This window comes from Gottfriedia sp. S16(2024) (genome assembly GCF_050473765.1).
In the GTDB taxonomy this organism is placed as follows: domain Bacteria; phylum Bacillota; class Bacilli; order Bacillales; family Bacillaceae_G; genus Gottfriedia.
In genome coordinates, this window is the sequence record NZ_JBFLUO010000001.1 from 70,595 (window position 1) to 92,002 (window position 21,408).

The 21,408-nt window shown below is 38.8% G+C and carries 32 protein-coding genes and 2 tRNA genes; 2 read left to right on the forward strand and 32 right to left on the reverse strand.

The features are described from left to right. Positions 1 to 15: 15 nt before the first annotated feature. The 6 genes from AB1282_RS00465 to AB1282_RS00490 form a co-directional block, all read right to left on the reverse strand. Positions 16 to 801 (reverse strand): hypothetical protein, encoded by a 786-nt coding sequence (locus tag AB1282_RS00465; protein WP_429898152.1) that lies wholly within the window; start codon positions 799 to 801, stop codon positions 16 to 18. A gap of 373 nt (positions 802 to 1,174) precedes the next feature. Further along, positions 1,175 to 1,360 (reverse strand): hypothetical protein, encoded by a 186-nt coding sequence (locus tag AB1282_RS00470; protein ID WP_429898153.1) that lies wholly within the window; start codon positions 1,358 to 1,360, stop codon positions 1,175 to 1,177. 173 nt (positions 1,361 to 1,533) lie between these two features. Next, on the reverse strand, positions 1,534 to 2,175 hold the full coding sequence (locus tag AB1282_RS00475) for a sigma-70 family RNA polymerase sigma factor (protein ID WP_429898154.1): 642 nt from the start codon (positions 2,173 to 2,175) through the stop codon (positions 1,534 to 1,536). A 251-nt stretch (positions 2,176 to 2,426) separates the two neighbouring features. Beyond that, positions 2,427 to 2,588 (reverse strand): hypothetical protein, encoded by a 162-nt coding sequence (locus tag AB1282_RS00480; RefSeq protein WP_429898155.1) that lies wholly within the window; start codon positions 2,586 to 2,588, stop codon positions 2,427 to 2,429. A gap of 17 nt (positions 2,589 to 2,605) precedes the next feature. Further along, positions 2,606 to 3,757: an AimR family lysis-lysogeny pheromone receptor gene (locus AB1282_RS00485; RefSeq protein WP_429898156.1), complete on the reverse strand. Its 1,152-nt coding sequence runs from the start codon at positions 3,755 to 3,757 to the stop codon at positions 2,606 to 2,608. A 50-nt stretch (positions 3,758 to 3,807) separates the two neighbouring features. Further along, the gene (locus AB1282_RS00490) at positions 3,808 to 3,990 is read right to left on the reverse strand and encodes a helix-turn-helix domain-containing protein (protein ID WP_429898157.1); all 183 of its coding nucleotides are present in this window, start codon (positions 3,988 to 3,990) and stop codon (positions 3,808 to 3,810) included. Positions 3,991 to 4,134: 144 nt separating this feature from the next. Between AB1282_RS00490 and AB1282_RS00495 the strand changes: the two genes are divergently transcribed. Beyond that, entirely contained in the window at positions 4,135 to 4,377 is a 243-nt protein-coding gene (locus AB1282_RS00495; RefSeq protein ID WP_429901034.1) for a helix-turn-helix domain-containing protein, read from the forward strand. Between the two features lie 32 nt (positions 4,378 to 4,409). Here AB1282_RS00495 and AB1282_RS00500 read toward each other — a convergent pair whose 3' ends face one another. The 21 genes from AB1282_RS00500 to AB1282_RS00600 all read right to left on the reverse strand — a co-directional run bounded on the left by AB1282_RS00500 (position 4,410) and on the right by AB1282_RS00600 (position 17,112). Beyond that, a complete protein-coding gene (locus AB1282_RS00500) occupies positions 4,410 to 5,372 on the reverse strand; it encodes a toprim domain-containing protein (protein ID WP_429898158.1) in 963 nt (320 codons plus the stop codon). Positions 5,373 to 5,561: 189 nt separating this feature from the next. After that, a complete protein-coding gene (locus tag AB1282_RS00505; RefSeq protein WP_429898235.1) occupies positions 5,562 to 5,885 on the reverse strand; it encodes a hypothetical protein in 324 nt (107 codons plus the stop codon). Between the two features lie 77 nt (positions 5,886 to 5,962). After that, on the reverse strand, positions 5,963 to 6,901 hold the full coding sequence (locus AB1282_RS00510) for a hypothetical protein (protein ID WP_429898236.1): 939 nt from the start codon (positions 6,899 to 6,901) through the stop codon (positions 5,963 to 5,965). Between the two features lie 81 nt (positions 6,902 to 6,982). Continuing rightward, on the reverse strand, positions 6,983 to 7,279 hold the full coding sequence (locus AB1282_RS00515; protein WP_429898160.1) for a hypothetical protein: 297 nt from the start codon (positions 7,277 to 7,279) through the stop codon (positions 6,983 to 6,985). Between the two features lie 3 nt (positions 7,280 to 7,282). Then, a complete protein-coding gene (locus tag AB1282_RS00520) occupies positions 7,283 to 7,489 on the reverse strand; it encodes a hypothetical protein (protein WP_429898161.1) in 207 nt (68 codons plus the stop codon). After that, positions 7,489 to 8,010, reverse strand: a complete 522-nt coding sequence (locus AB1282_RS00525) for a hypothetical protein (protein ID WP_429898162.1) — start codon at positions 8,008 to 8,010, stop codon at positions 7,489 to 7,491. The genes AB1282_RS00520 and AB1282_RS00525 overlap by 1 nt, the downstream gene beginning before the upstream one ends. Beyond that, positions 8,007 to 8,225, reverse strand: coding sequence for a hypothetical protein (locus AB1282_RS00530; RefSeq protein WP_429898163.1), 219 nt, complete (start codon positions 8,223 to 8,225; stop codon positions 8,007 to 8,009). Before AB1282_RS00530 ends, AB1282_RS00525 begins: the two co-directional genes overlap by 4 nt. Beyond that, positions 8,222 to 8,452: a hypothetical protein gene (locus AB1282_RS00535; protein WP_429898164.1), complete on the reverse strand. Its 231-nt coding sequence runs from the start codon at positions 8,450 to 8,452 to the stop codon at positions 8,222 to 8,224. The genes AB1282_RS00530 and AB1282_RS00535 overlap by 4 nt, the downstream gene beginning before the upstream one ends. Further along, complete coding sequence (locus AB1282_RS00540; RefSeq protein WP_429898165.1) at positions 8,449 to 9,042, reverse strand: ATP-binding protein; 594 nt, start codon at positions 9,040 to 9,042, stop codon at positions 8,449 to 8,451. Before AB1282_RS00540 ends, AB1282_RS00535 begins: the two co-directional genes overlap by 4 nt. 197 nt (positions 9,043 to 9,239) lie before the next feature. Next, entirely contained in the window at positions 9,240 to 9,677 is a 438-nt protein-coding gene (locus tag AB1282_RS00545; RefSeq protein WP_429898166.1) for a hypothetical protein, read from the reverse strand. Positions 9,678 to 10,090: 413 nt separating this feature from the next. After that, entirely contained in the window at positions 10,091 to 10,453 is a 363-nt protein-coding gene (locus AB1282_RS00550) for a hypothetical protein (protein WP_429898167.1), read from the reverse strand. After that, a complete protein-coding gene (locus AB1282_RS00555) occupies positions 10,440 to 11,174 on the reverse strand; it encodes a hypothetical protein (RefSeq protein ID WP_429898168.1) in 735 nt (244 codons plus the stop codon). The genes AB1282_RS00550 and AB1282_RS00555 overlap by 14 nt, the downstream gene beginning before the upstream one ends. 85 nt (positions 11,175 to 11,259) lie before the next feature. After that, entirely contained in the window at positions 11,260 to 11,565 is a 306-nt protein-coding gene (locus tag AB1282_RS00560; protein ID WP_429898169.1) for a hypothetical protein, read from the reverse strand. Positions 11,566 to 11,755: 190 nt separating this feature from the next. Next, positions 11,756 to 12,214, reverse strand: a complete 459-nt coding sequence (locus AB1282_RS00565; RefSeq protein ID WP_429898170.1) for a hypothetical protein — start codon at positions 12,212 to 12,214, stop codon at positions 11,756 to 11,758. Between the two features lie 200 nt (positions 12,215 to 12,414). Next, entirely contained in the window at positions 12,415 to 13,440 is a 1,026-nt protein-coding gene (locus AB1282_RS00570) for a tyrosine-type recombinase/integrase (protein WP_429898171.1), read from the reverse strand. A 167-nt stretch (positions 13,441 to 13,607) separates the two neighbouring features. Next, positions 13,608 to 13,681 (reverse strand) — tRNA-Arg (locus tag AB1282_RS00575). 3 nt (positions 13,682 to 13,684) lie between these two features. Continuing rightward, positions 13,685 to 13,758 (reverse strand) — tRNA-Gly (locus tag AB1282_RS00580). A 236-nt stretch (positions 13,759 to 13,994) separates the two neighbouring features. Beyond that, a complete protein-coding gene (locus AB1282_RS00585; protein ID WP_056472472.1) occupies positions 13,995 to 14,498 on the reverse strand; it encodes a YfcE family phosphodiesterase in 504 nt (167 codons plus the stop codon). Further along, entirely contained in the window at positions 14,498 to 15,118 is a 621-nt protein-coding gene (locus tag AB1282_RS00590) for an XTP/dITP diphosphatase (protein WP_056472469.1), read from the reverse strand. The genes AB1282_RS00585 and AB1282_RS00590 overlap by 1 nt, the downstream gene beginning before the upstream one ends. 24 nt (positions 15,119 to 15,142) lie before the next feature. Beyond that, the gene (gene rph / locus AB1282_RS00595; protein WP_429898237.1) at positions 15,143 to 15,883 is read right to left on the reverse strand and encodes a ribonuclease PH; all 741 of its coding nucleotides are present in this window, start codon (positions 15,881 to 15,883) and stop codon (positions 15,143 to 15,145) included. Positions 15,884 to 16,068: 185 nt separating this feature from the next. Further along, positions 16,069 to 17,112: a GerMN domain-containing protein gene (locus AB1282_RS00600; protein WP_390309867.1), complete on the reverse strand. Its 1,044-nt coding sequence runs from the start codon at positions 17,110 to 17,112 to the stop codon at positions 16,069 to 16,071. A gap of 200 nt (positions 17,113 to 17,312) precedes the next feature. Between AB1282_RS00600 and AB1282_RS00605 the strand changes: the two genes are divergently transcribed. Beyond that, positions 17,313 to 17,537, forward strand: a complete 225-nt coding sequence (locus AB1282_RS00605; RefSeq protein WP_056472461.1) for a helix-turn-helix domain-containing protein — start codon at positions 17,313 to 17,315, stop codon at positions 17,535 to 17,537. Between the two features lie 286 nt (positions 17,538 to 17,823). Here the strand turns inward: AB1282_RS00605 and AB1282_RS00610 are convergent, their stop codons facing one another. Genes AB1282_RS00610 through AB1282_RS00630 form a run of 5 tightly spaced genes read right to left on the reverse strand, consistent with a single transcriptional unit; the run spans position 17,824 to position 21,386 of the window. Further along, positions 17,824 to 18,591, reverse strand: coding sequence for a TatD family hydrolase (locus AB1282_RS00610; protein ID WP_429898238.1), 768 nt, complete (start codon positions 18,589 to 18,591; stop codon positions 17,824 to 17,826). A 4-nt stretch (positions 18,592 to 18,595) separates the two neighbouring features. Continuing rightward, the gene (locus AB1282_RS00615) at positions 18,596 to 19,327 is read right to left on the reverse strand and encodes an ABC transporter ATP-binding protein (protein WP_056472457.1); all 732 of its coding nucleotides are present in this window, start codon (positions 19,325 to 19,327) and stop codon (positions 18,596 to 18,598) included. Then, entirely contained in the window at positions 19,324 to 20,091 is a 768-nt protein-coding gene (locus tag AB1282_RS00620; RefSeq protein ID WP_429898239.1) for an ABC transporter permease, read from the reverse strand. Before AB1282_RS00620 ends, AB1282_RS00615 begins: the two co-directional genes overlap by 4 nt. After that, a complete protein-coding gene (locus tag AB1282_RS00625; RefSeq protein ID WP_056472450.1) occupies positions 20,091 to 20,381 on the reverse strand; it encodes a thiamine-binding protein in 291 nt (96 codons plus the stop codon). The genes AB1282_RS00620 and AB1282_RS00625 overlap by 1 nt, the downstream gene beginning before the upstream one ends. 12 nt (positions 20,382 to 20,393) lie before the next feature. After that, positions 20,394 to 21,386, reverse strand: coding sequence for an ABC transporter substrate-binding protein (locus tag AB1282_RS00630; RefSeq protein WP_056472447.1), 993 nt, complete (start codon positions 21,384 to 21,386; stop codon positions 20,394 to 20,396). Positions 21,387 to 21,408: the final 22 nt, after the last annotated feature.

Here is a 21,408-nt window from a genome sequence, read left to right on the forward strand (position 1 = left end):
TACCGACTCCCTTCGTTAAAATGGTAGATCATCGTCAACTAAATCGTCGTTATCTACTGGCGCTACATCGTCCGCCTTAACTCCGATTGATAATCCGATTTTCGTAATATCGAAGCCTGCTGCGACTAAGTTTTCGATTTGCTCCTTCTCTTCTGCTTCGTAAAGCAGTCCTTCGAATAGTGACATATCGAACTCGTCATGCTTAGCGAAGTTAGCGCGTTCTTTGTCCGTCACTTCCTCGTCGTCTGGATCAAGCGATAACGGCGATAACATTACGATTGTATTCGTACTACTGCCGGATTTCTCTAACTCGAACGCCACTTTGCCGAGTTTCTTTTCGTTCTTTTTAATAACTGCGTGAACACCTTGCGCTTGCTTTTTCGATAAATCTACGATAATTGGCGCGCCGTCTTCTAAGTTGATGAATCCTAACGCGAATCTTTCTTTAGCGCGATACTTACTTGCTTCCGCCTTGAATTCCTCTTCTGATTTAACGTCACCTTTGTCGCGAGCTGAGAACGCCAAGTCCGTAAAGTATCTCGATGCTTTATCCCACGGCGTTAAATTTGATTCCGCAAAGCCTCGCGCATTTTTAACAGATGGATTCTTCGCTACGAACGAGTTAACTTTCTTGAAGATTCCGTAGCTATAAAAACGGATTAAATCTGCGGTACCCATTACGCGAACCTTATAAGAAGTTCCGCTCTTGAAACTTGCGAATTCTGCGCTAGAGCCTGCGCCCCCTTCGTTTGTTGCGTTTAGTGAGTTTAGCGCGTCTGCGCCTGCTTGGTACTGAGTCATTCAATCGATCCCCTTCCGGAATATAAGTTATTTTCGAACGCTGGTAAACCTGCGCCCGCTAGCGACTACTTTTAGTAAATAATCACTAGCCGACGTAGATACGGTTCCCACGCCATATCTATCGGCTCCCATTAAGGAGGTGGTTGTGATTTCGGATATCGGTAACGCACATTTTCCGTGATATTCTAAGCCCTCCACGGCGAGGAATACTCGGATACCCGCGAGTACGGCTTGCGCCCGTAGACGCTTCGAAAACGCCAAGTCCTGAACGTTTGCCAAACCGCCTTATTTATCGGCTCAGCTACGTTAGCGCTATTTGTTCGAAGCATTTACGGACGGGCGAAGATTAGTTCGCCGTTGTGTCCGCGGTCTTTTATCCGAGTCTTATCGCTTTGATTGCGCCTAATTTTACGCTATCTGCGTAATCTTCGTTAGCGTGGGTTGGTCCGTCATAAAAACGGTTAGGATCCGCGTTGAGTCTCTGTAATTTTTTCGCATAATGCGTATTATTTCGCCAGTTTTCGCGTATATTAGAAGTAAGCAAATTTCGTGTTTTCATCGTCAAAACCTCCGTGGGGTTGATTTTTGGAAACATTTCCCGTAATATTTAAATTAATGTTACAGTCGCTTTTTGCGATAAATAACGCTAGAAACTACGTTGTTAAATAACGTATAATAAACGTAGGAAGCGTAATTAGTACATAATGCCTATTTGTATTAATTACCTCCGAACTATATCGCAAACAAATAGTCTCGGTAATCGCCGAATTGTTTGTAATCGAATGTGCCGCCAAGCCTTTCGAAATTGCGTAAAACTTTAGAGTGGTGAACTCCTAATTCCTTCGCGATTGCCGTCGCTGTTGGTTTCGGATGAGTAAGGAACGCGTTTACGATTGCCGTCGTATCTGCATCCGCACCGTCTAAGAAAGAGTCGATCAGTTGCCGCTGGTCGGCTTTTTTCTTTCCGGTTAAATCCGTGATAACTTTTTCTTCGAGATTGAAATCGTCCGCTAATTCGAAAGTTGCCGCCTCCGGGTCAGCCGAGCTTTTATCAAAATCGTAATCTTCGTGAGCTCTTCGTACGATCAATTTCCGTAAGAGCGATTTGTATCGGCTAACTAATCGTAGCTGGAAGAGTTTTACGAAGTCGCCTCCGTCTTTCTTAATGACGTTCATGACATTGAATACTGTATCGTCGAATAATTCTTGAATATCGTGCATATTTGCCATGAAAGTATTTTTACTCCAGTATCGCAACTTAGATTGATACTCGTTTTTTAGTTCTTTATAAAAATCTGAAAAGTCATCCTCGATCCCTTTTTCTAAATAAAGAAATACTTTGCCGTTAATAAAATCTTTAGTTAATTCTTTCATTTTATCTCCTCCTCATTTACTATGCCGCGACCGCTTTTAACTTCGCGCACTTTTTTCAAAAACTTTTTTAAGTTTCGTAAAGTTCGTTAAGTAACGTATCGCTTAAATAGAATATAGCATTGTAAATTGGAAGAATTTGAAAAGTTTAGTATTTTATTAAAATTAAAAATCACTAAACTTTTTCTAATGAACATAAAAAAAGAAGAGCTGAGTAGCCCTTCAGTAAAGTATGCTTGGGTTTTATTATTCTATTATCGTCCGCCTGTGCCTGGATCTACAACTGCGCTTGTTGACATACCGCCTGGTGTTGATGCTGAATCTAATGTATTTGCTGAAGCTGCTGCTGATAAACCAAACACTAGCGTTACTAAAACAGCTAAACCTGCTAAACTATATAACATATTTTTTTTCATCCCTCATCGTCTCCTTTTTAGTCGTTGAATAGTAAGTTTGCCATTTGTGTATATTCCGGATCATCCTTCAAATGGCTGTAAGGTAAATTAGCGAAGAACTTATCACCTTTTTTACTAATAAAGAATATTAACGATTGCATAAAAAGGGTTTTATCACCTGTTGCTAAAGCTTTGTAATATAATTTAAACCCACTTACACCACTTTCGTCAATTGCTTTATTAATTAATTCTAAGGCTAATTCATTATTCCCCGTAATCGCCTCGTAATGTGCTTTTTCGGAAATGTCGTTTGTTTCGGGCTGTTGGGAATGTTTATTCCAAATGTTTTTAATGAACGGTATATCATTTTCGTCCACTACTTTTAATTCGGCTAACCTTCCAGTTTCTTCTAACAGTCCTCGATATCTTAGGATGTTACCCAAGCATAAGTCGTAATCTTCAAACAAGTACGACATTCCTAATAAGTATGCCGCGTTGGCTGTGAAAGTCGCGCTAAAATCCGAAGAAATTATTTCGTTTGCATATTTTCTTGCCAATTCTATGTTATTAAACTTATACAAGTTAACAAAAGCTAAACAGTCTTTCAACTGCATTGTATAAGACTCTCTGATGTATGTATCTTCTATTTCATTAATCGTAATATCCAACCCTTTGATAAGTGAAGCCATAATGCTGTATTCTCTCATTTTATTTCTACACCAAAACTCTGTATTTAAAGAAAGAATCTTCATTTCAATTGTTTTTGGTGAAAACGAGCGTAACTGATTAAGAACTTCTTCAGGATTATTACCTTTTAAATAAGACGACAAAATCGAGTAGCCTTTTGCCCATTCTATTAACTTTTGATCGCTTTGCCGTTCTTTGTTTACTTTATCGATTAGTTCGTCTAGTTCATCAACTTGCCTGTTTACCGCTAGATAATCTAAAGCGTAACAAACATTTTTAGGTTGGTTAAATCTCAAGCACCAGCGCTTAAACTTGCTTATGTAATCGTTGTTGTAAATAAATCTTGCAATTTTTAAAAGAGCTGGAAATTTCATTTCTGATCCGTTCTTAAAATGGGAAAGTGCCCCCTTTGTTAAACCTGCAGCTTTTGCGATATCTTGCCATGTTATCTTAGTTTCCAAGATGTCCAACGTTTCTTCGATTTCTGTAGCCACTAAAATCATTTATGAATTCCCTCCTTCTATTTAGATGCAAAAACAAAAATACAAATTAACTATTTTAACTTCCTAGGATTTTCTTGGTTTTTATCAATTACCCAAGTTTTCCCTATCTTCTTAGCTTTTATTTCCCCTTTAGCACATAAATCCTTTATATATGCGGGTGCTAAACCCCAAATTTCAGAAGCTTCCTGAGCTCCTATAATAGAATCAAGTATTTCTGTTGTATTTTTCACCATATAATTTCCTCCTCTGTACGCGTTATCGCTTATCTGTACTTTAATAATACTATACGCGTTATCGCTTGTAAAGAGAACAATTAAAAATATTTTTGAAGAAATTTACAAAATATGGTAATATTAAGTTGCATCACCGTATTGGAGGTGTTTATTACGTACAAAGTAGGTAAATGCCGCATTCAGGAGTTACTTGACGCAAAAGGCATGACGCAACAAGAACTCTCGGCAAGAACCGGTATGAGTAAAGGATACATCAACGATAAAATAAAGAACCGCGGCAAACACGGCATGTACATAGACAGCGCTAAGAAAATCGCCTCGGCTCTAGGATGTTCTATCGATGATCTTTACGAATGGATACCGGAAGGTAAGAACAAGCGCAGCTAGCGTAAGTCTTACCTCGGCAGCCAGTACGTTAATTAACGAATTTTCAAGCGCAAGCCTCCGCTACTTTCCGCTTTCTCCGCCATTTCCTTTAACTTCGCAACGCCACCGCCCTTAATAAGTATTTCGTTTACATCTTTAACGGTTGCCACATGCGCCTGCCTAACCCGCACGTATCCGTTTAAACTTTTCGTAACCTCTTCACGCAACTTTGCGCCCATCTTATCGTTATCAGTCGCGATGATCAACTCTTCTATATTGCTTCGGATAATCAAATCGCGCTTCTTATCGTTAAATGAGGCACCGCCGACCGCTATCGCAGAATAGCCCGCCATTTGCCACGACATCGCATCGATTTCAGCTTCGCATAGGACCGTCGTAGGCCTAGCGCGGTGAATCCCCCATACTAAGTCTCGGATAGGGACGGCACCTTTTTCGTACCAAAACGTCTTACCTCGAATACTCCGATACTTAATATTCGCTAGCTGACCGTTCGCTGCAAACCACGGAATCACAATCGCCTGCCTACTACGATCGTAACCGATTTTATTATAACGCTGAACGGCTTCGCTAATTCCCCTAGTTTCGAGATATCGGTGGCGATAGGCGTAACACACTAACACACTACGGTCTAAGTATCGCATATTTTCCGCTAATCGTAAATTGGGAAAATTTAATTTTATGCCGTCGGAGTAGTCCGTTTTATAAGCGTGGAGCAGGTATTCTTCCGTCTCTTCCGTCGTTTCGTTCCGCAAGTACGCTAACAAAGTAGTAAAGTTGCCGCTTTCGTACTCTGCGTCGTACGCACCGCTATCCTTCCACGCTCCCGCATAATCGCCGTCGAGACTGACGAAGAAGGACGGAGTTTTATCGTAGCGAAACGGGCTTGGCGCTAATAACTTCCCACCGGACCACTTGCCGTTAATCCACGGAAACTGTTCGAGCTCATATCGGACATTTACGTCGATCGGCTGGCTTCGAATTTTGATAATCGCCATATACGTACAACCTCCTTTTAATTGTATTACCTTTTATTGGTTAAAACAACATAATTCCTTAATGTGTCGTTAACAAACACTTAACGCGTAATTAACTTTTGCTTAATATTGGAAATACTTGGGTAATATTACCGTAATATTCTATTATACTATCGTAAAATTCGTAATACAATGGGGAAAATTATTTCGTTAGAAATTGAATTGCGATAGCGACGTTTCGTCCATCTGCAGCTCTTTCACGATACCGAAATTCGGCAGATACGTTACTTCTACTTCCGCTCCCTCTCCGCCATTCCTTCCTTTACCGATTGCGATAATGCCGCGCCCGTCTGACGTATCGATTCCGAAAGTATTAACCGCATCCTCTAGCACGGCCTTCGTTTTCTTAATCTCCGCACGCTTCGGCGGTTTGATTTCACGCACGCCATCGATAACTTCCTCGGTCGTCTCGTCCGCTTGTGTAATTACGTGAATCACCGCTTTTGTTTGCCCGGCTATTCGGCGTATTTTCATCGACGTATTCGAAGCGTCCCCTCCGGAGGTCTTAGACGTATTTGCTTCGTAATCCATATAATAGAACGGATCAACTACTACGACATCCGCTTTCGTTTCGATAATGTCCGCTTCAAGCTGCGCAACTCCGCGCTGATAAAGTCGTCGTGGTCGGCAGAGCGCAATATTATCTCGCCAGGTAGCGCTTCATTTAAGATGACGAAGAAATCGCGTAGTTTTTCCTCTTCTTCTGCGCTGCCCAGTCGCCCCATCAATAACGCCTTATTCTCGAAGCCAACCTCGTAATTAACGCCGTCAATCACTTTCGAATCGCCGAACACTCGGGCGCTAAGCGAGGAGACTGCGCGGGCAATCCATTCGAACTCCGACATCTCCATCGCCCATACTAAAACCCTTGCGCCTTGCATTGCGGACTCTAGCGCTTCTTCCATCGTGAATACCGACTTACCGCGACCTGATCGCCCAAACCACGTATATAAATTTCCGCTTAGGTATCCGCCAATCTGCGCATTAATCGACGGAAACTTGCTGCGCCAAATCTTGAACGACTGTCCGGACTTGCGCGAATCGTACTCGGTTAAGAATCCGTTGTAATCCGTTTTCAAATTCGTTCCCGTTTTATTACGAACGCTTGTTCTTAGTTTAACCGATTGTAGCTCCGAAATCAAGTCGTCAATTATTTTATTTCCGTCGTCCTCTGCGGAAAAGTTTCGAGTAAATTCGCCTTCGAAATGCTCTTTTAACGCTATCTTTGCGGCGAATCCCTTTAGCTTGCGCGTTAGATAGTCGTACGAGTCGCTTACTTCCGGCACGAACGTATATTCGGGAATTTCCGAAGCAACCGTCGCATATGACGGAGCTTGATTGCGGTTAGTGTCGGAATAACTTTTAATAAAGCGATAAACTTGGCGTTCGGTTTTCGTAGGGAAATGCGACTCATCGACTCCCAAACGTGTTAGCGCCTGGGGATCGTTCGTCTCGATAACTTTCGATAATAATAGAGTTCCGTAGTTCATCGGATAGCTCACCGCCTTCTTCTTATTTTAATAGTATCGTAGTAGGTGCGTAAAAATTTGAACGGGTAGTGTTGCGACTTTCTATTGATTGTTTTCTGTATACAATTTAATTAAATCTTCTCTTGATAAACCAAGCTTACCTATTGCAAAAGTCAGTAAATCATAATCCTCGAAATCTTCATTTCTACAAAAGTTACAACTTGTTTCTTGTTCCCATTCTGAACCAGGCGGAGTATATCCATCTTCTTCGTGTCTATATCCTTCTGTTTCTGCACATTCATCACAACACCATCTAGTGCCGCATTCACAACCTGTAAAATCTCCACAATCCGGGAAAGTATCTCCACAATTATTACACGCATAAAAATCTACGCCCATTTTTCATTCCTCCTTGTTTTGTTCCTTAATCAATTTCCGAATTAACTCGTAGCTCTCCTCGTTACTGCCGACGCCACTACTCCGCAAATACCGGAATATCAAGTCGTCTAACTCCGCCTCAATCGCCAAGTATTCGCGGTGCAATTCAACGTCATACGTACGCGGAAAGTTTTCCTTCCGTTCTATCAACGCCTTAATTTCCGCTTCCATTAATCCGTCTCCGTTAACTTCTTCAACTCGCAGTCCATCGCAAACACCCTATCGCAATACTCAACGTCAGCCGTCTTCGCAAATTGATCCGCATACCAATTTCGCATATCTAGCAAGTTATCAATCTTTTCCGCTTTCTGCTTACGCGCTGCCTTGCGTTGTTCTGCTTCCTTCGCTGATAATTCTCTAGCCGTTGGTTGTCGTTCTTGCTTCGCCATACTAAACGCCTCCTTTGCGATTTTTGACCAATCCGTACTATTTTCATTCTTAAACGGAGCAGGCGCAGGATTCTTCGCTAGATATTCGTCAGCTTCGTCTGCGCGTACTACTAACGTTAAATCTTCGTGCTCAGCTTCTATAAAATCAAGCCCAGTATAAGCGTCAACAAGGTCGAAAACGGTCTCAGTCCAAACTTCGTCAGGATAATGCCAGGTGTCGACGTGGTAGCCGTCAATACGGAATATTCTCGGATGATAGCCGACGACCTTAACTAAGTCGCCGAAATTGAAAGGCGCGCTCATTCTAATTCCCTCAGATAAACGTTTATTCTTCGAGAAATGTCCAATCCTCCGTATAACTCGAACTCAACTTCCTTAACGTAGTAACGACCTCCTACTGTTTCGTAATCCTTTCCGTAAATCCCAGATAAAGTAACCGAATCTCCTTTGCGTGGAATAACCGTATCCTCATAACTAAATGAATATTCCGCATTTATATAAACGTTGATTTGATTCATTGCTTAAACCCCCTTTTAACATTTCCGACTTTTCCACTTCGTACATTAAATCGGAACAACCCTTTTTCCTTTACGTTAATGGCGTAATAACCTCCGCGAAGTCTTTTCCAATAACAATCGATACGTTTACCGTTTAAAGTTACGAGACCTTTGACAATTGCCTCCGCAGATTCCTTATAACTTTCGCATGCTCCGATATGAACCAACGCTTTTTGAATATCCATCATTTACGTATCCCCCGTTTCGATTTGCCTTCGAATTTCAGAATTCCGCACTGATCACGCATCCTATCGTACAACCTTGCGTCGAAAACGACCGCCATTTCCTCGATAGGTAGGTTGCTAGTGAAAATAGTGGGTAGTCCGTTAGTCGTCCGATAATTAACTATCGCGTGGACATACGACCTAAACGCTTCACTTGCCGACCTTACACCGATATCATCAAGGACTGCGAATGGAGCCGTTTGTGTACGTTGAATAGTCGCCTTAATCTTCGCCATTTCCGCTTCACTGTTCGTCATTGTTGCGAGGTTGTAATCGGTCTGAAACGAGTTAGTATCAAGGAATACTGCCGGAGTCTGAAGCGCCTGCCTACCGTGCTTCAAACTGCCGAGGTAATTTGCGATAATCCATTCGTTAAGTAGTGCCGTTGCCGTCGTCGTCTTGCCGTTGCCTGGACTTTCGCTCCATAGATATAGCGATTTAATCCGTTCACCACCTTCGTCAAACATTCGCTCAAAAGTAGCGACGTATTTATCGAGCGTGGCGTAAATCTTCGCCTGTTCTTCGCGAGCTGGCGAGTTCTTTAACGTAAGCATTCGATAGTCTGCCGGTACTCCTGCCGAGCCAGACCGCCCGCCTGTTCCGCTGAAGCCGTGCATTCTGACGAAGTGTCCGCAAGATGGCGAGCAGGATTCCGAGTTGGCTAGCGAGCAGCGTTGCGCTAGTAAGCATTTGTTAGCGTGGTTCATTCGATCACCCTTTCGTTAAGTTCGTTATTTAGTCGTAGAGTACACTAATCTTGAATCACCGTAATGTCTTCCGTATCCTCCATTCGTTCCATACAGATAGGACAAAAATACATAGTTTCTTGTGGTTGTTTAAATTCAACAAGTGATATAGTGTCACACTCTACACACTTCATTTTTCGAACTTTTAACCTAAATTTGTTGTTTTCAATATTACTTCCGATTCGAAATCCCTCTAAAGTTTCTCTGGCTATCTTTTGACCATACCCAATACCTTCTTTTGCTATTTCTCTCAATGTTTTATCTTGGAACTCAAGCCATATTCTATGATCTTTATCTCTTTTCTTAAAATGGTCTACTTCATAAACTTTGCTAATTAACCACTGCATTTCTTTCAAAGAAACACTTAACATTAAACCATCGTTATGAATCATGTCATATTCAACTGATTTTTTAATATTCTCAAACCATTCTTTTTCAGTCACTTTTCTTCATCTCCTTGTAATATAGATAAGTCATATAACCCACCTGAGATAACGCTATGAAAAAAGTTATTCCCGCTAATGAAAATACAATTTTATCTATCATTCATTCGTAACCCTTCTCAATCCATATACAAAGTAGCTTTACATAAACAACGACTAAACTACTAATTCCTACGATAGCCAAACATTCTAATATCGTAATAATTAACGCCTCCTTATTTTTCACCTTTCAAATACTTCGCAAAGCCACCGACAACTACCGCAAGCCCGACCACACTAAAGAATCCAACCGCCATAATTCCGACTACTGTAAATATGCCCATCACTTTCTCCTCCCTTCCGTTATCTCGTTACGAGCCACGCTAATATAACCCATAACGTAACACTTGCGATAACTCCCGTAAGAAATCCTTTCATAGCCAATCCGCATCAATTTCGTTATCAACTTCCGCAACTCGCTCCGCCATTACCTCCGCCTTCAAACACTGCGGCAAGTAGCGCTCCTTCATATACGTCTGTATAAAAGCGAAGTTAGTTCCGGGATAGTTTGCCGTAGGTGTGTAATTCGCCAAGCATACGTCGATAAAACGCTTAGCCACCGTCACACCATACGCGCTCACGAAGTTCTTCAGCATTCGCGTATCGACTGCGAAATTCCTTGCGACGTACTTGACGCCTAAGTGCTCTTCGTGCTTGGCGTAGAGATAATCGCGCAGGTGATTTGCGGACCATTGATCCGTTGGGATTTCGTTGTAATGCGTTTTAGCCTTCGCCATTTGCGTCGCCTCCTTCCGCATTCCCTTCACGCGAGTCGTCAACGATATTCCATGCCGAATGTCCGAGTGTGTAGTACGTACCATTTTCGTCTGCAATTACGGGACGGTCTTTTTTCTTCGCCACTACTTCGCCTTCCTTTCCGCTCATCAGACTACGTACAACGTCGCCTGTGCGGGCTTCTGTCGGCTGTGGGGCGGTTAGGTATTCCGACGGGACTTCGAGTCCTAGTGCTCGTCGTAGCGCGATTGCCTTGCCGATGTGAGCGTTGAAGCAGTCGGATGGGTCGCACTTGGCGATTCCTTTTTCGCGTATTAATTTCGGATTTATTTTCGCGCAGACTAGTGCAACGACCGTTCTTTTCTCCTTGTTAATAACGAACTTAATTACGTTAATTCTTTGTCGGTAAGTAAAGTTACCGTCTTCAATTCCGTTATTTAACTCGCTTTCCGCGTTCTTTTCCAACTCCGCCACATCGCGTTTAGCCTTCTCGATAATTTCATCGCGGATTTCTTGTTCCGATTGAATTGGCGTTCCGACTGGCGCGATTGCTTCCGCCGAGATTCCGCTCGTCATCGCCTTGACCATTCCTTCGTTATATGAGCGCTTTTTGATTTCGAGCACGATATCGCTCATTAACACATTGAGCTCTACGTAGTTTAGCGTTTGAAGCTCGCGTCTGAAGTTTGCGAAAGTGCTTTCGTTTAGGGTTTCGTTTGTCATCGTATTACCTCCGTTTTGATTTCGTTAATTTTGACGGCGAATTAGCCGTTTTAAGTGCGCCGTGACACTTTATACCTGACGGGCTCTAGCGCTTTAATATCGCCGACAATTCTGTCTCAAATCGTTTAATTTCGTCCAAGACTTCTGTTAAACTAGTTGCGTCTGAGCTATTAACCTTTTTGCACATAATACTTTTAACCGCTTGCTCTACCGATGGATGATACGAAACGTCGCGCCATTCTTCGCGTAATGCTGACGAAGCACCTTTCGCTTCTAATTTCGCCCAATTCGGTGATTTCGTAGGATCTACGATGTGTTTGCGTTGAACAATTACGTTATGAGTATCGGATATGATTTTAATGTCTTCCGTTATATTAATATTTAGCGCCATATTAATTCCTCCTATTTATTATCGATAATCACTTATTAGCGATATTATCGAAGTTATATAATAGATAGCGATAATGTAGTGAAACGAAATTATTGCCATCTTTTAATCTTTTTAAATAATTCTTTTTAAAGGTATTCTTTTTCATATACGCTGACGAAGGTTAATATCTACCGTACAGTAGAGATAATCTTCAGGCTGATAACTTTGACCCTTTTTCTTTACCTAAAAGCTTTCCGATATTACCGTGTTTCTCGATAACCTTACGTAGCCTTTCTTCAATCTGCGATTCAATTTCTCGGAATTGTTGACGCTCCTTCGGATCATGTACGATATAAATAATTTTATCGCGACCTCTTCCGCTTGGTTTGTACTCTAACGATACTAGTCCGCTAGCTTCGAGAATTGCATCAAGGACAGGTAGCGTCGAGAATGACAACTGAAACTTTTCGATAATTCCGCTTCTACCCTTCCAAGATTTACCCATATTATCGCTAGCCTTTTCGTTGTTTCGGTACCGTAATAAAAATAAGTAGTACATCGTAGCCTTATCGCCAATGTACGGATGATATAAATCGAACAATTCGTGGAACATTATCGAGAAACCTGTTCGCGTCTCACCTGATCTTATATATGCCTCATACTCTCCCACCTATTTCACCTCCGTATCTTTTATATTCGGTAGTGTAGATTTATTACTGGACTAACGCCCTTACTTCTTATGACGCGGAAGGGAGTAAAGTCGCGCACTTTTTGTGCTCTTACTTCTTATGCCACGCTAATTCACAACTTCGCGCAACTTTTCCGCGCACAAAAAAAGACCCGCCATTTTTGGCGAGCCCTTCCGAATCCCTATAAAAACTTTCGTAATTCATTCGATACTTCTTCTTTTTCCATTCCGAGATACTTCGTCGTTACCGCTAAATCGCTATGCCCTAGCGCTTTTGATATAAGGAGTATGTCCGCTCCTTTATTGCGTAATCGCATCGCAAATCCCCGTCTAAGCGCGTGAGGATTAATGTTCTTCAGGCCGTAAGTATCGGCGTACTTCTTTAACCTACGTTGCAAAGCGTTATTCGTTCCGTTGATCACGCAGTCGCCAAACATCGTTACAAATACGTAATTATTTTTCTTAGCGTATTCTCGGCGGACTACTGCGTTCTGTTGAATTAATACCGCAAGTAGCTGCGCCGTATATTCCTCTAACGGTAAAATCAGTTCCTTACGGTTCTTTAAAATGTCGCCACTTAAACGGAGCTCTCTACGCTCGACGTCGATATGCTTTTCTTCTAATAGAGATAACGTTTTGATTCGGAGTCCGCATTGATACATAACTAATATGGCGATTGCGTCGCGCAGCTCTACGTAATCCGTTAAGTCTAGCATCGAAAGTAGAATATCGACGTCCTTCTCCTCGGCTCCGACTTTTACTTCGCTATCAACTTTTACGGTAACGGTTTTCCAGAACTTCGTCTTAAACCATCCGTTATCTAAACAACGCGTTAAGAACGCCTTCAGACATTTTAAGCGCGTCAGCTTCGTCTGATTACTTACGTCCATCGCCGAAAGCCAGTCCAGTATTTTATCGTTATCGATTTCCGATAAACTTTCTACGCCGACTGTTTCCGCAAAATGATTAACGTGCAAATTGTAGTCGCTAATCGTTCGCTCGCGGTATCCCATGATTTCCATTTGACGCGTGATCGACTTTAATGCGTCCGCTATTTTAACGTCATCAACTGGCGCTACTATTGGCGTTTTTACATCCGTTAACGCCGTTCCCTTGACCGTTGACTTCGACGCCTTATTTGCGCTACTTTTACCGAGCGATACCCCGTCCAATGCGGAAATATCGAATATACCTTTTCTTTTAGACACGAAAAAACACGCTCCCTACCGATAAGTTTTGCGATCATTTCACGGAAAGTTCAACGAGTATTTATTACGTATATTTCACGTAAATTTACCGGTGGAACGGCGTTATGACCGAATACCTAATCGATGGAAAAGCGTGTTATATCAACGTCTGATTACGTTCTTTTGGACGTCCTGAGAGGGATTCGAACCCCCGACCGACGGCTTAGAAGGCCGTTGCTCTATCCTGCTGAGCTACCAGGACATATGGAGCGGGTGATGGGAATCGAACCCACGACCGAAGCTTGGAAGGCTTCTATTTTACCATTAAACTACACCCGCATATGTTTTGTTTTTTTATTTCTTTGCGACATCACCCTGTCGACAATATTTATTATAGTCACTATGCAAATTAAAGTCAACACTATTTTAAAACTTTTTTTCCAAAATAAAGGAAAAAATTTATAAGTTATATAATTACCTTAGTTTATTAGGGTTTTTCGGCTTTTAGTACTTAGAAATTTTTTGTTTTTAGATAAGGTTAGTAGCATGTTAAGCTACTAACCTCCCTTTATTCATTATAATTCAAATGAAGTAGTTATAAGCTCCGTTCCATCTGTATTATAAAAAGTAACATTAGCTTTCTTACCAATTGTTTCAAGAATAGCATAAGTCTTTTCTTTACGCATTCTCGGTAATAAAATGCTGCCAGGGTTTATAAAAAGCACACCATCAATTACCTCGGCTCCTAATACATGTGAGTGACCGAAACAAGCAATTGTTGCTCCAACCTCTTTACAACGATAATACAGCTTTTGTAATGACTGTTTTATTCCATGTAAATGACCATGTGTTGCATAGATTGTATATTCATTCCCACGGTGAATAAATTCTTCAGGGAATTCTCCTCTGAAATCACAATTTCCTCTTACAACATTATAATCCTTTAGTTCCTTAGCATTTACTTCTAATTCCGAATCTCCACAGTGTATCATTAAATCTACACTGTCACGATATCGGTCGGCGATTTCTTGCAATGGTTTCGTCAATCCATGGCTATCACTTGCAATTAGTACTTTCATTAATTTGATCCTCTAAATAACAAGTCTTTATCTTCTTTATTTATAACATTCATTAATGATTTAATTGCATTTGCACGATGACTTAAGCCACCTTTTTCATCTGTTGTTAATTCAGCCATAGTTTTATCTAACTCTGGCAAAAAGAATATTGGATCGTAGCCAAATCCGTTTGTTCCTCTTTTTTCATTGGCAATATACCCTTCAACTGTACCATAAACAGTGATTGTTTTTTTACCAGGAACTGCTAAAGCTAAAGCACAATAAAATCGCGCAGTTCTTTTGCCAGGAAAAACGCCTTCTAATTCATTTAATACTTTTTGTAAATTATCTTCGTCACTTTTATGTAATCCAGCATATCGAGCAGAATAAACGCCTGGTCTACCATCAAGTGCATCCACTATTAATCCAGAGTCATCTGCAATTACAGGCGTATTTAGCTCTCTTGCTAAATACTCAGCTTTTAAAATCGCATTTTCTTCAAATGTAGTTCCTGTTTCTTCAACTTCTTGAATTTCAGGAAAGTCTTTTAAAGATTTAATTTGAAATCCCATCGGGTTAAAAAGCGCTTCAAAATCCTTCACTTTGCCTTGATTATTAGTCGCAATAATGATTGTTTCCATCCTGAAAGTCTCTCCTCGAAATAATTATTGAAATTTAATACCTTCTTGTAATAACACTTCTTTTTGTTTTTCAATTAGAGATTTAATTCCTAATTCACCTAAAGATAATAATTCATTTAATTCTTCTCTTGAAAATGTTGCTTCTTCACCAGTCCCTTGAAGTTCAACAAACTGCCCTTTTCCAGTCATAATAATATTCATATCAACACTTGCAGCCGAATCTTCTACATAATATAAATCTAGTACTGGTCCAAGCTCATCTAAAATACCAACTGAAGTTGCTGCTAAATAATCTTTTACCGGATACGATTTTAATTTATCCATTTTAATTAATTTATCAAAAGCTAGCATCATAGCAACAAATGCACCAGTAATTGAAGTAGTTCTTGTTCCTCCATCTGCTTGAATTACATCACAGTCGATCCAAATCGTCTTTTCACCAAGTGCTTCTAAATCAACTACTGCTCTTAGCGCTCTTCCTATTAATCGTTGAATTTCCATTGTTCGACCAGTAACTTTGCCTTTAGATGATTCACGTATTGTACGATCTTGAGTAGCTCTAGGTAACATAGAATATTCTGCTGAAATCCAACCTTTTCCGCTATTTCTCAAAAATGGTGGTACACGGTCTTCAACTGTTGCATTACAAATTACCTTCGTATCACCAATACTTATAAGTACAGAACCTTCTGCATGTTTTGTATAGTGAGTAATAATCTCTATTGGTCTAAGTTCATTATTTAATCTTCCATCTGTTCTTGTCATGTTCGTTCCTCCTACAAAATCTTCCAAATACTAGTATAGACAAAAATATGATTTCATTTCTACTTATTAAGTGTAATTTAAAGATAAAATTAAAAACCTTGTACAAAAATCATCATAATTTTTGTACAAGGTTGATATTTTAACATTTTTTAAAAGGCAATTATGATTTTTTCCTAACTACCAGCTTACAACTTTTTCGTATTTACATCCTTAGGCCTAGAAACAGGTTGGCTTAAAGGCTTACCTTGTTGGTCTAGGGCAGTTAATTTACCATTGATTTGAATTTCAATAGACTTAACTCCTTTTTGCTCTGTTAAAGAAAGAACAAGTGGCTGTAATACATCATTATTGATCATATTTTTTGCTATATTGCCATAGATACCATCGTTAAAATTAAGTACTAACTTACCGCCTTTGAAAACAGGTTGACTAACAAGTTTCGTATCAGTTCCAAAATCGGAAACTAAATTTGAATATTCGGATGGACCTTTTACAAGTTCATTTACGATTGCTGAATATGCATCCGTTTCAGCATTAGAAATCCTTGCCGTTACAGGTACATAATAAGTGTCTCCCATTTCCCCTTGAGAAACATAATATAGCGTAACTGGTCTTGAGTTCATAATATCTACAATGTCACCCTTATCAAAGTTAATTCCATCATCTCTTGTTAACCCATCACCAATCTGAGCCTTATTTACTGGCATTGATGCAAGCTCTTTTCCGTTTACTCGAATTTTCACCTTTGTCACATTATCAAATTGAGTTAAAGTCCAAGTAACAGCTTGAAACACTTTTAATTCATCTTCAGCACGGTATTGCTTAAATTCTGGTGAAAAATCAGCAATAATCGTACCATCCTTTTGAGTTTGAACACCTAAAACTTCTGTATTCGGAGGTAAAACTGCTTGGAAACCATTTGGTAATTCATCTGTAACAGGACCATCTTTTACTAAGTACTCTAACGCTTGTTTAGCCAAGCTAGTAGACTTAGGTAATTGGAAAGTTTGCGGTACAACATACCCGTTACGGTCAATTAAATATAATTCCCTTTTTACCGTTTCTTCCTTCTTTGCTACTTCTTTTGAAGGTTGATCACTTTTATAAACTACAGTTTTAGGTGGATCAATGTCAGTTGAAGATTTTGTTGGAAGTAAACTACATCCACTCATTGTTGCGATTCCACATACCGCTGCTGCTGTTACTAACAATCTTTTTTTCATCACCATACTCCCCCCACGCTTTTTTATTATTTATACGAGCATGTACATTTTTTAGAACAAGCTAAATAGAAAAAAATAAATAATTTAAATCTAGCTCTAAATTTACTGGAAATATTCACCTAAAAGACCTATCGTTCATATGATAAAAAGACTAAATGAATACCCATCCGAAGAACAGCTCGGTCAAGCAAGGAGGGTTAGCACAGTTGAAGGATAGAGACTATCAAACAAAGCACACACTCACAAAGCGTGAAAAAGAAGTATTTGAGCTTCTTGTTCAAGATAAGACTACAAGAGAAATTGCTGAAGAACTTTTTATAAGTGAAAAAACTGTGAGAAATCATATTTCAAATGCAATGCAGAAGCTTGGGGTTAAGGGGCGATCACAAGCAGTTATTGAGCTTCTTCGTATGGGAGAGCTTGAACTGTAGTTATTTTGTAGAAACACTTCTACAAACCAACATACTGCCGGCATTCTAATCGACATGCCGGTTTTGGTATTTACATTGAAACTTAAGTTTTATTTTTCTCTATTTTCTAGCTTGTAAGAATCTGTTTATCTGAAATAAAATTTTCACTTTATATCCTACTTATAGTAGATAAAAAAGCCTATCCGTATATTAGGATAGAAACTCTGCTATAGGGGGATTTTATTTTAACTCTTTTTACCTATCTAAAATAAAAAATCGTTTCCATTTAGAAAACGATCTTCTTATTTTAAATACTATAAAATTTCTTAGTATTTTCATATAAAGTTTTATATGCAACTAATAAATCTATGTCTTTTAACTCAGCTATCTTTGCAACCGATTGATGCATAAATTTAGGATGTGTCCACTCATTCTCAAAAGGCCCTTCAAATGGCCAAGGACCATCAGTTTCTACCATCATTAATTCTAAAGGATACTTTTTTACTAAATCTTGAATCTCATTTTCATATAATACATCTGGTGTAATTGAGATAAAATACTCATTTTTTATCATCCGTTTAATTGAATGATCGTCTCCTTTAAACCAATGAAAATGAGCTTTTTGAATAAAATATTTTTCTAATAGATTACATACGGTTTCGGCGTCCTCATACACTGCATGTAATATGATCGGTTTATTTAACTCTCTTGCAAGTGAGATAAATTTTTCTAGTAACCTAATATAAGGTACGTAATTAATCTTTTCTACCAAATTCTTATAATATGGTAATCCAACTTCTCCGATTGCGACCATTTCATCCTGATGGAACTTAATCCATTCAATTAATTTATCAACCTCTTCATCAGATGGAATTTGTTGTTCAGGATGAAATCCGAATGCTGGATATACACTATTATTTTGTTTTTTTAACTCTAAATTTTTCTTACTAGATTTTAAATCCATCGAAACCGAAATGATCGCCTCGATTTCGTGTCTTTCTATATTAGTTAATATTTCTTCTCTTTGACTAGTATCATAAGAATCTAAATGAATATGAGCATCTATCATTTTCATCGTACTACTCCTTCTCTAAAGCCAAATAGATTTTTCTTTTATATTCCATAAATTCGTCACTTAATAATAATTCTTTTTTGCGTGGTCTTGGAAATGGCACAATGATTTCTTCTTTGATTTTGGCAGGTTTGTCAGAAAATATATATATTCGATCAGACATTAACAACGCTTCATCAATATTATGTGTAACCAATAAAATTGATCGTCGTTGCTCTTCCCAAATTGATAAAAGCCATTGTTGCATTTCAAGTCTAGTGAATTCATCTAAAGCTGAAAAAGGCTCATCCATACACATAAACGACTGCGGTGCTAGTAATGATCTTAAAAATGAAACTCGTTGCTTCATCCCACCAGATAATTCATGAGGGTAAGCATTCTCATAGTTTTCTAAACCAGTTCTTTTAAGCCAGTCTCTTGCCAACTTTTCATCAGGTTTATGTTTTAATTCCTGTGACAAAACAATATTTTTTAATACTGTTCTCCAAGGTAGTAATGAATGATCCTGGGGCATAAAACTAATATGACCAAGTTCTCCATTTATTATCGACCCATTTAACCTTACTTCTCCAGAATCAGGTTTTAGTAAACCACCTATAAGATGAAACAACGTACTTTTCCCACTACCAGATGGACCTAAAATTGATACAAATTCACCCTCGTTTACATAAAGGGAGATATTATCTAACACTTGATGCCCGCTATAACTCTTTGATAATTGTTCTACTTGTAATGTCATTTCCGTTTCTCCCCTTTAACTTTCCATTTAACAGTAAAACGTTCAATTACGACTATTAGGAAGAAGAAAAGCATACTTAAAAACATAATGATAAAAATTGAAACAAATACTCGATCAGTTCTAAATGAAGATGAAGCTAAAGTCATATATACCCCAATTCCAGATTTTGCTCCTAGCCATTCAGATATGACTGCCCCCATAACACTATAAGTTGCTGAAATCTTTAAGCCGGAAAAAATGGAAGGTAGAGAAAAAGGTAACTCAACTTTCCAAAAAATTTGTGATTTAGATGCTCCTGCCATTTTCATATAATTTATTAGTTCACTTGGTGTTTGTCTGAAACCATCCAACGCTGAAACTGTAACAGGGAAAAAACAAACAAGAGAAATTATAATTAATTTAGGTAATACACCAAATCCAAACCAAATAATTAAAAGCGGTGCCAAAACGATAATTGGTACATTTTGCGAAAGAATTAATAACGGGTAAAAAGCTTCCCTAACACCAGGTATTAAATGCAATAGAAATGCTATTAAAAATCCTAATAAACTACCAATTAACAGACCAATAATCGTTAATTGAATTGTAGAAGAAATGTGAGGAAGTAGTGAATCAGATGATTTCATTCCTTCTTTAAAGATTGAGATCGGCCCTGGCAATAACCAAGATTCGATTTTCCAAATTTTAATACTTAGCTGCCAACAGATTAAAAAAAGCAGGATGACAACGATTGGTTGCCATCCTTTTATACTTTTAGATTTCATTAACGGTACTTCTCCGTTAATACATCCATAGTGATACCTTGTGGTTGGTAAAGTATTTTCATTTGAGTTATAACATTATGGCAACCTATTTCAATCATTCTTTCATTCATTTTTTGAACAACATTTAACAATTGATTCAAGTCACCTTCCATAGTTGTTTCTAAAGGCTGAACTTGATATTTTACACCTGATTCATCAATAATTTTAATCGCTTCATCAACTGCTGGAATAACATCCTCAATATTATTTGTTTTCGGTATAATTTGGACACTCATTAAAGTAGTTTGCATATTAACTCCTCCTTATTTCGCTGGTAAGAAATCATTCGTAAATGCTTCTTTTGGCTTAAAGTTTCCTTCTAATAATTTATTTTCAGCTAAGAAATCTGCATAGTTTTTCCAAACTGATAATTTTTGCTCACCCCAACGATTTGCATCATCTTTATATTTAGATGCTAACCATTCTTGGCTTTTTTCAACTAATTTTTTATCTAAATCCGGATTATCCTTTATTAAAATTGATGCAGCTTCTTTTGGATGATCAATCGCAAAATTATATCCTTTTGACGCTGCAGCAACAAACGCTTTTACAATTTTAGGATTTTTACTAATCATTTTTTCATTCGTAGCTAAAACTGGAGTATAGTAATCTAGCTTTTTACTATAATCTGTTAAATAAATCATGTTTAATTTTTCTCCACGAAGCTCAGCTTCAATTCCTGTCCATCCTTGATAAATCCACGCAAAATCGATATCTCTTTTTACTGCAGTAAAGAAATCAGCATCGCCCATATTAACGATATTTAACTTATTAACATTCGCATTTTCTTCTGACATAAGTGATTTTAAAATAGCCTTTTCAACCGGTGAACCCCATCCACCATAAGTTTTTCCAACGAAATCTTTTGGAGACTTAATTTCTTTTTTCACTGGTGATGCAAACCCAGAAGTATTATGTTGAATAATTGCTGCAATTGAAACAATCGGTACATTTTGAACTCTTGCTTGTGTAATTGACTCTTGATAAGAAACCCCAAAATCTGCTTTACCAGATGCCACCAATTGGTCTGCTCCTGTTTCTCCCGGGTTGATTATATCTACATCAAGTCCTTGTTCCTTAAAGTAACCTTTATCCTTAGCAACAAATAGCCCAGTATGATTTGTATTCGGGGTCCAGTCTAGTACGACAGTCACCTTTTTTAATTGCTTTGTCTTTTTAGTAGTGGTAGTTTTGTTTTGACCACATCCAGTTAACATTAAACAAATAGCCACTAAAAATACTACTAATTTTTTCATTATCTATATCTCCTTTTTGTTC

Bases quoted from the DNA above. Each gene is read 5' to 3' on its own strand.
- AB1282_RS00465 (WP_429898152.1), bottom strand. From the start codon at position 801: ATGACTCAGTACCAAGCAGGCGCAGACGCGCTAAACTCACTAAACGCA.
- AB1282_RS00470 (WP_429898153.1), bottom strand. From the start codon at position 1,360: ATGAAAACACGAAATTTGCTTACTTCTAATATACGCGAAAACTGGCGA.
- AB1282_RS00475 (WP_429898154.1), bottom strand. From the start codon at position 2,175: ATGAAAGAATTAACTAAAGATTTTATTAACGGCAAAGTATTTCTTTAT.
- AB1282_RS00480 (WP_429898155.1), bottom strand. From the start codon at position 2,588: ATGAAAAAAAATATGTTATATAGTTTAGCAGGTTTAGCTGTTTTAGTA.
- AB1282_RS00485 (WP_429898156.1), bottom strand. From the start codon at position 3,757: ATGATTTTAGTGGCTACAGAAATCGAAGAAACGTTGGACATCTTGGAA.
- AB1282_RS00490 (WP_429898157.1), bottom strand. From the start codon at position 3,990: ATGGTGAAAAATACAACAGAAATACTTGATTCTATTATAGGAGCTCAG.
- AB1282_RS00500 (WP_429898158.1), bottom strand. From the start codon at position 5,372: ATGGCGATTATCAAAATTCGAAGCCAGCCGATCGACGTAAATGTCCGA.
- AB1282_RS00505 (WP_429898235.1), bottom strand. From the start codon at position 5,885: ATGAAAATACGCCGAATAGCCGGGCAAACAAAAGCGGTGATTCACGTA.
- AB1282_RS00510 (WP_429898236.1), bottom strand. From the start codon at position 6,901: ATGAACTACGGAACTCTATTATTATCGAAAGTTATCGAGACGAACGAT.
- AB1282_RS00515 (WP_429898160.1), bottom strand. From the start codon at position 7,279: ATGGGCGTAGATTTTTATGCGTGTAATAATTGTGGAGATACTTTCCCG.
- AB1282_RS00520 (WP_429898161.1), bottom strand. From the start codon at position 7,489: ATGGAAGCGGAAATTAAGGCGTTGATAGAACGGAAGGAAAACTTTCCG.
- AB1282_RS00525 (WP_429898162.1), bottom strand. From the start codon at position 8,010: ATGAGCGCGCCTTTCAATTTCGGCGACTTAGTTAAGGTCGTCGGCTAT.
- AB1282_RS00530 (WP_429898163.1), bottom strand. From the start codon at position 8,225: ATGAATCAAATCAACGTTTATATAAATGCGGAATATTCATTTAGTTAT.
- AB1282_RS00535 (WP_429898164.1), bottom strand. From the start codon at position 8,452: ATGATGGATATTCAAAAAGCGTTGGTTCATATCGGAGCATGCGAAAGT.
- AB1282_RS00540 (WP_429898165.1), bottom strand. From the start codon at position 9,042: ATGCTTACGTTAAAGAACTCGCCAGCTCGCGAAGAACAGGCGAAGATT.
- AB1282_RS00550 (WP_429898167.1), bottom strand. From the start codon at position 10,453: ATGGCGAAGGCTAAAACGCATTACAACGAAATCCCAACGGATCAATGG.
- AB1282_RS00555 (WP_429898168.1), bottom strand. From the start codon at position 11,174: ATGACAAACGAAACCCTAAACGAAAGCACTTTCGCAAACTTCAGACGC.
- AB1282_RS00560 (WP_429898169.1), bottom strand. From the start codon at position 11,565: ATGGCGCTAAATATTAATATAACGGAAGACATTAAAATCATATCCGAT.
- AB1282_RS00585 (WP_056472472.1), bottom strand. From the start codon at position 14,498: ATGAAAGTACTAATTGCAAGTGATAGCCATGGATTGACGAAACCATTG.
- AB1282_RS00590 (WP_056472469.1), bottom strand. From the start codon at position 15,118: ATGGAAACAATCATTATTGCGACTAATAATCAAGGCAAAGTGAAGGAT.
- rph (WP_429898237.1), bottom strand. From the start codon at position 15,883: ATGACAAGAACAGATGGAAGATTAAATAATGAACTTAGACCAATAGAG.
- AB1282_RS00600 (WP_390309867.1), bottom strand. From the start codon at position 17,112: ATGGTGATGAAAAAAAGATTGTTAGTAACAGCAGCAGCGGTATGTGGA.
- AB1282_RS00610 (WP_429898238.1), bottom strand. From the start codon at position 18,591: ATGAAAATGATAGATGCTCATATTCATTTAGATTCTTATGATACTAGT.
- AB1282_RS00615 (WP_056472457.1), bottom strand. From the start codon at position 19,327: ATGACATTACAAGTAGAACAATTATCAAAGAGTTATAGCGGGCATCAA.
- AB1282_RS00620 (WP_429898239.1), bottom strand. From the start codon at position 20,091: ATGAAATCTAAAAGTATAAAAGGATGGCAACCAATCGTTGTCATCCTG.
- AB1282_RS00625 (WP_056472450.1), bottom strand. From the start codon at position 20,381: ATGCAAACTACTTTAATGAGTGTCCAAATTATACCGAAAACAAATAAT.
- AB1282_RS00630 (WP_056472447.1), bottom strand. From the start codon at position 21,386: ATGAAAAAATTAGTAGTATTTTTAGTGGCTATTTGTTTAATGTTAACT.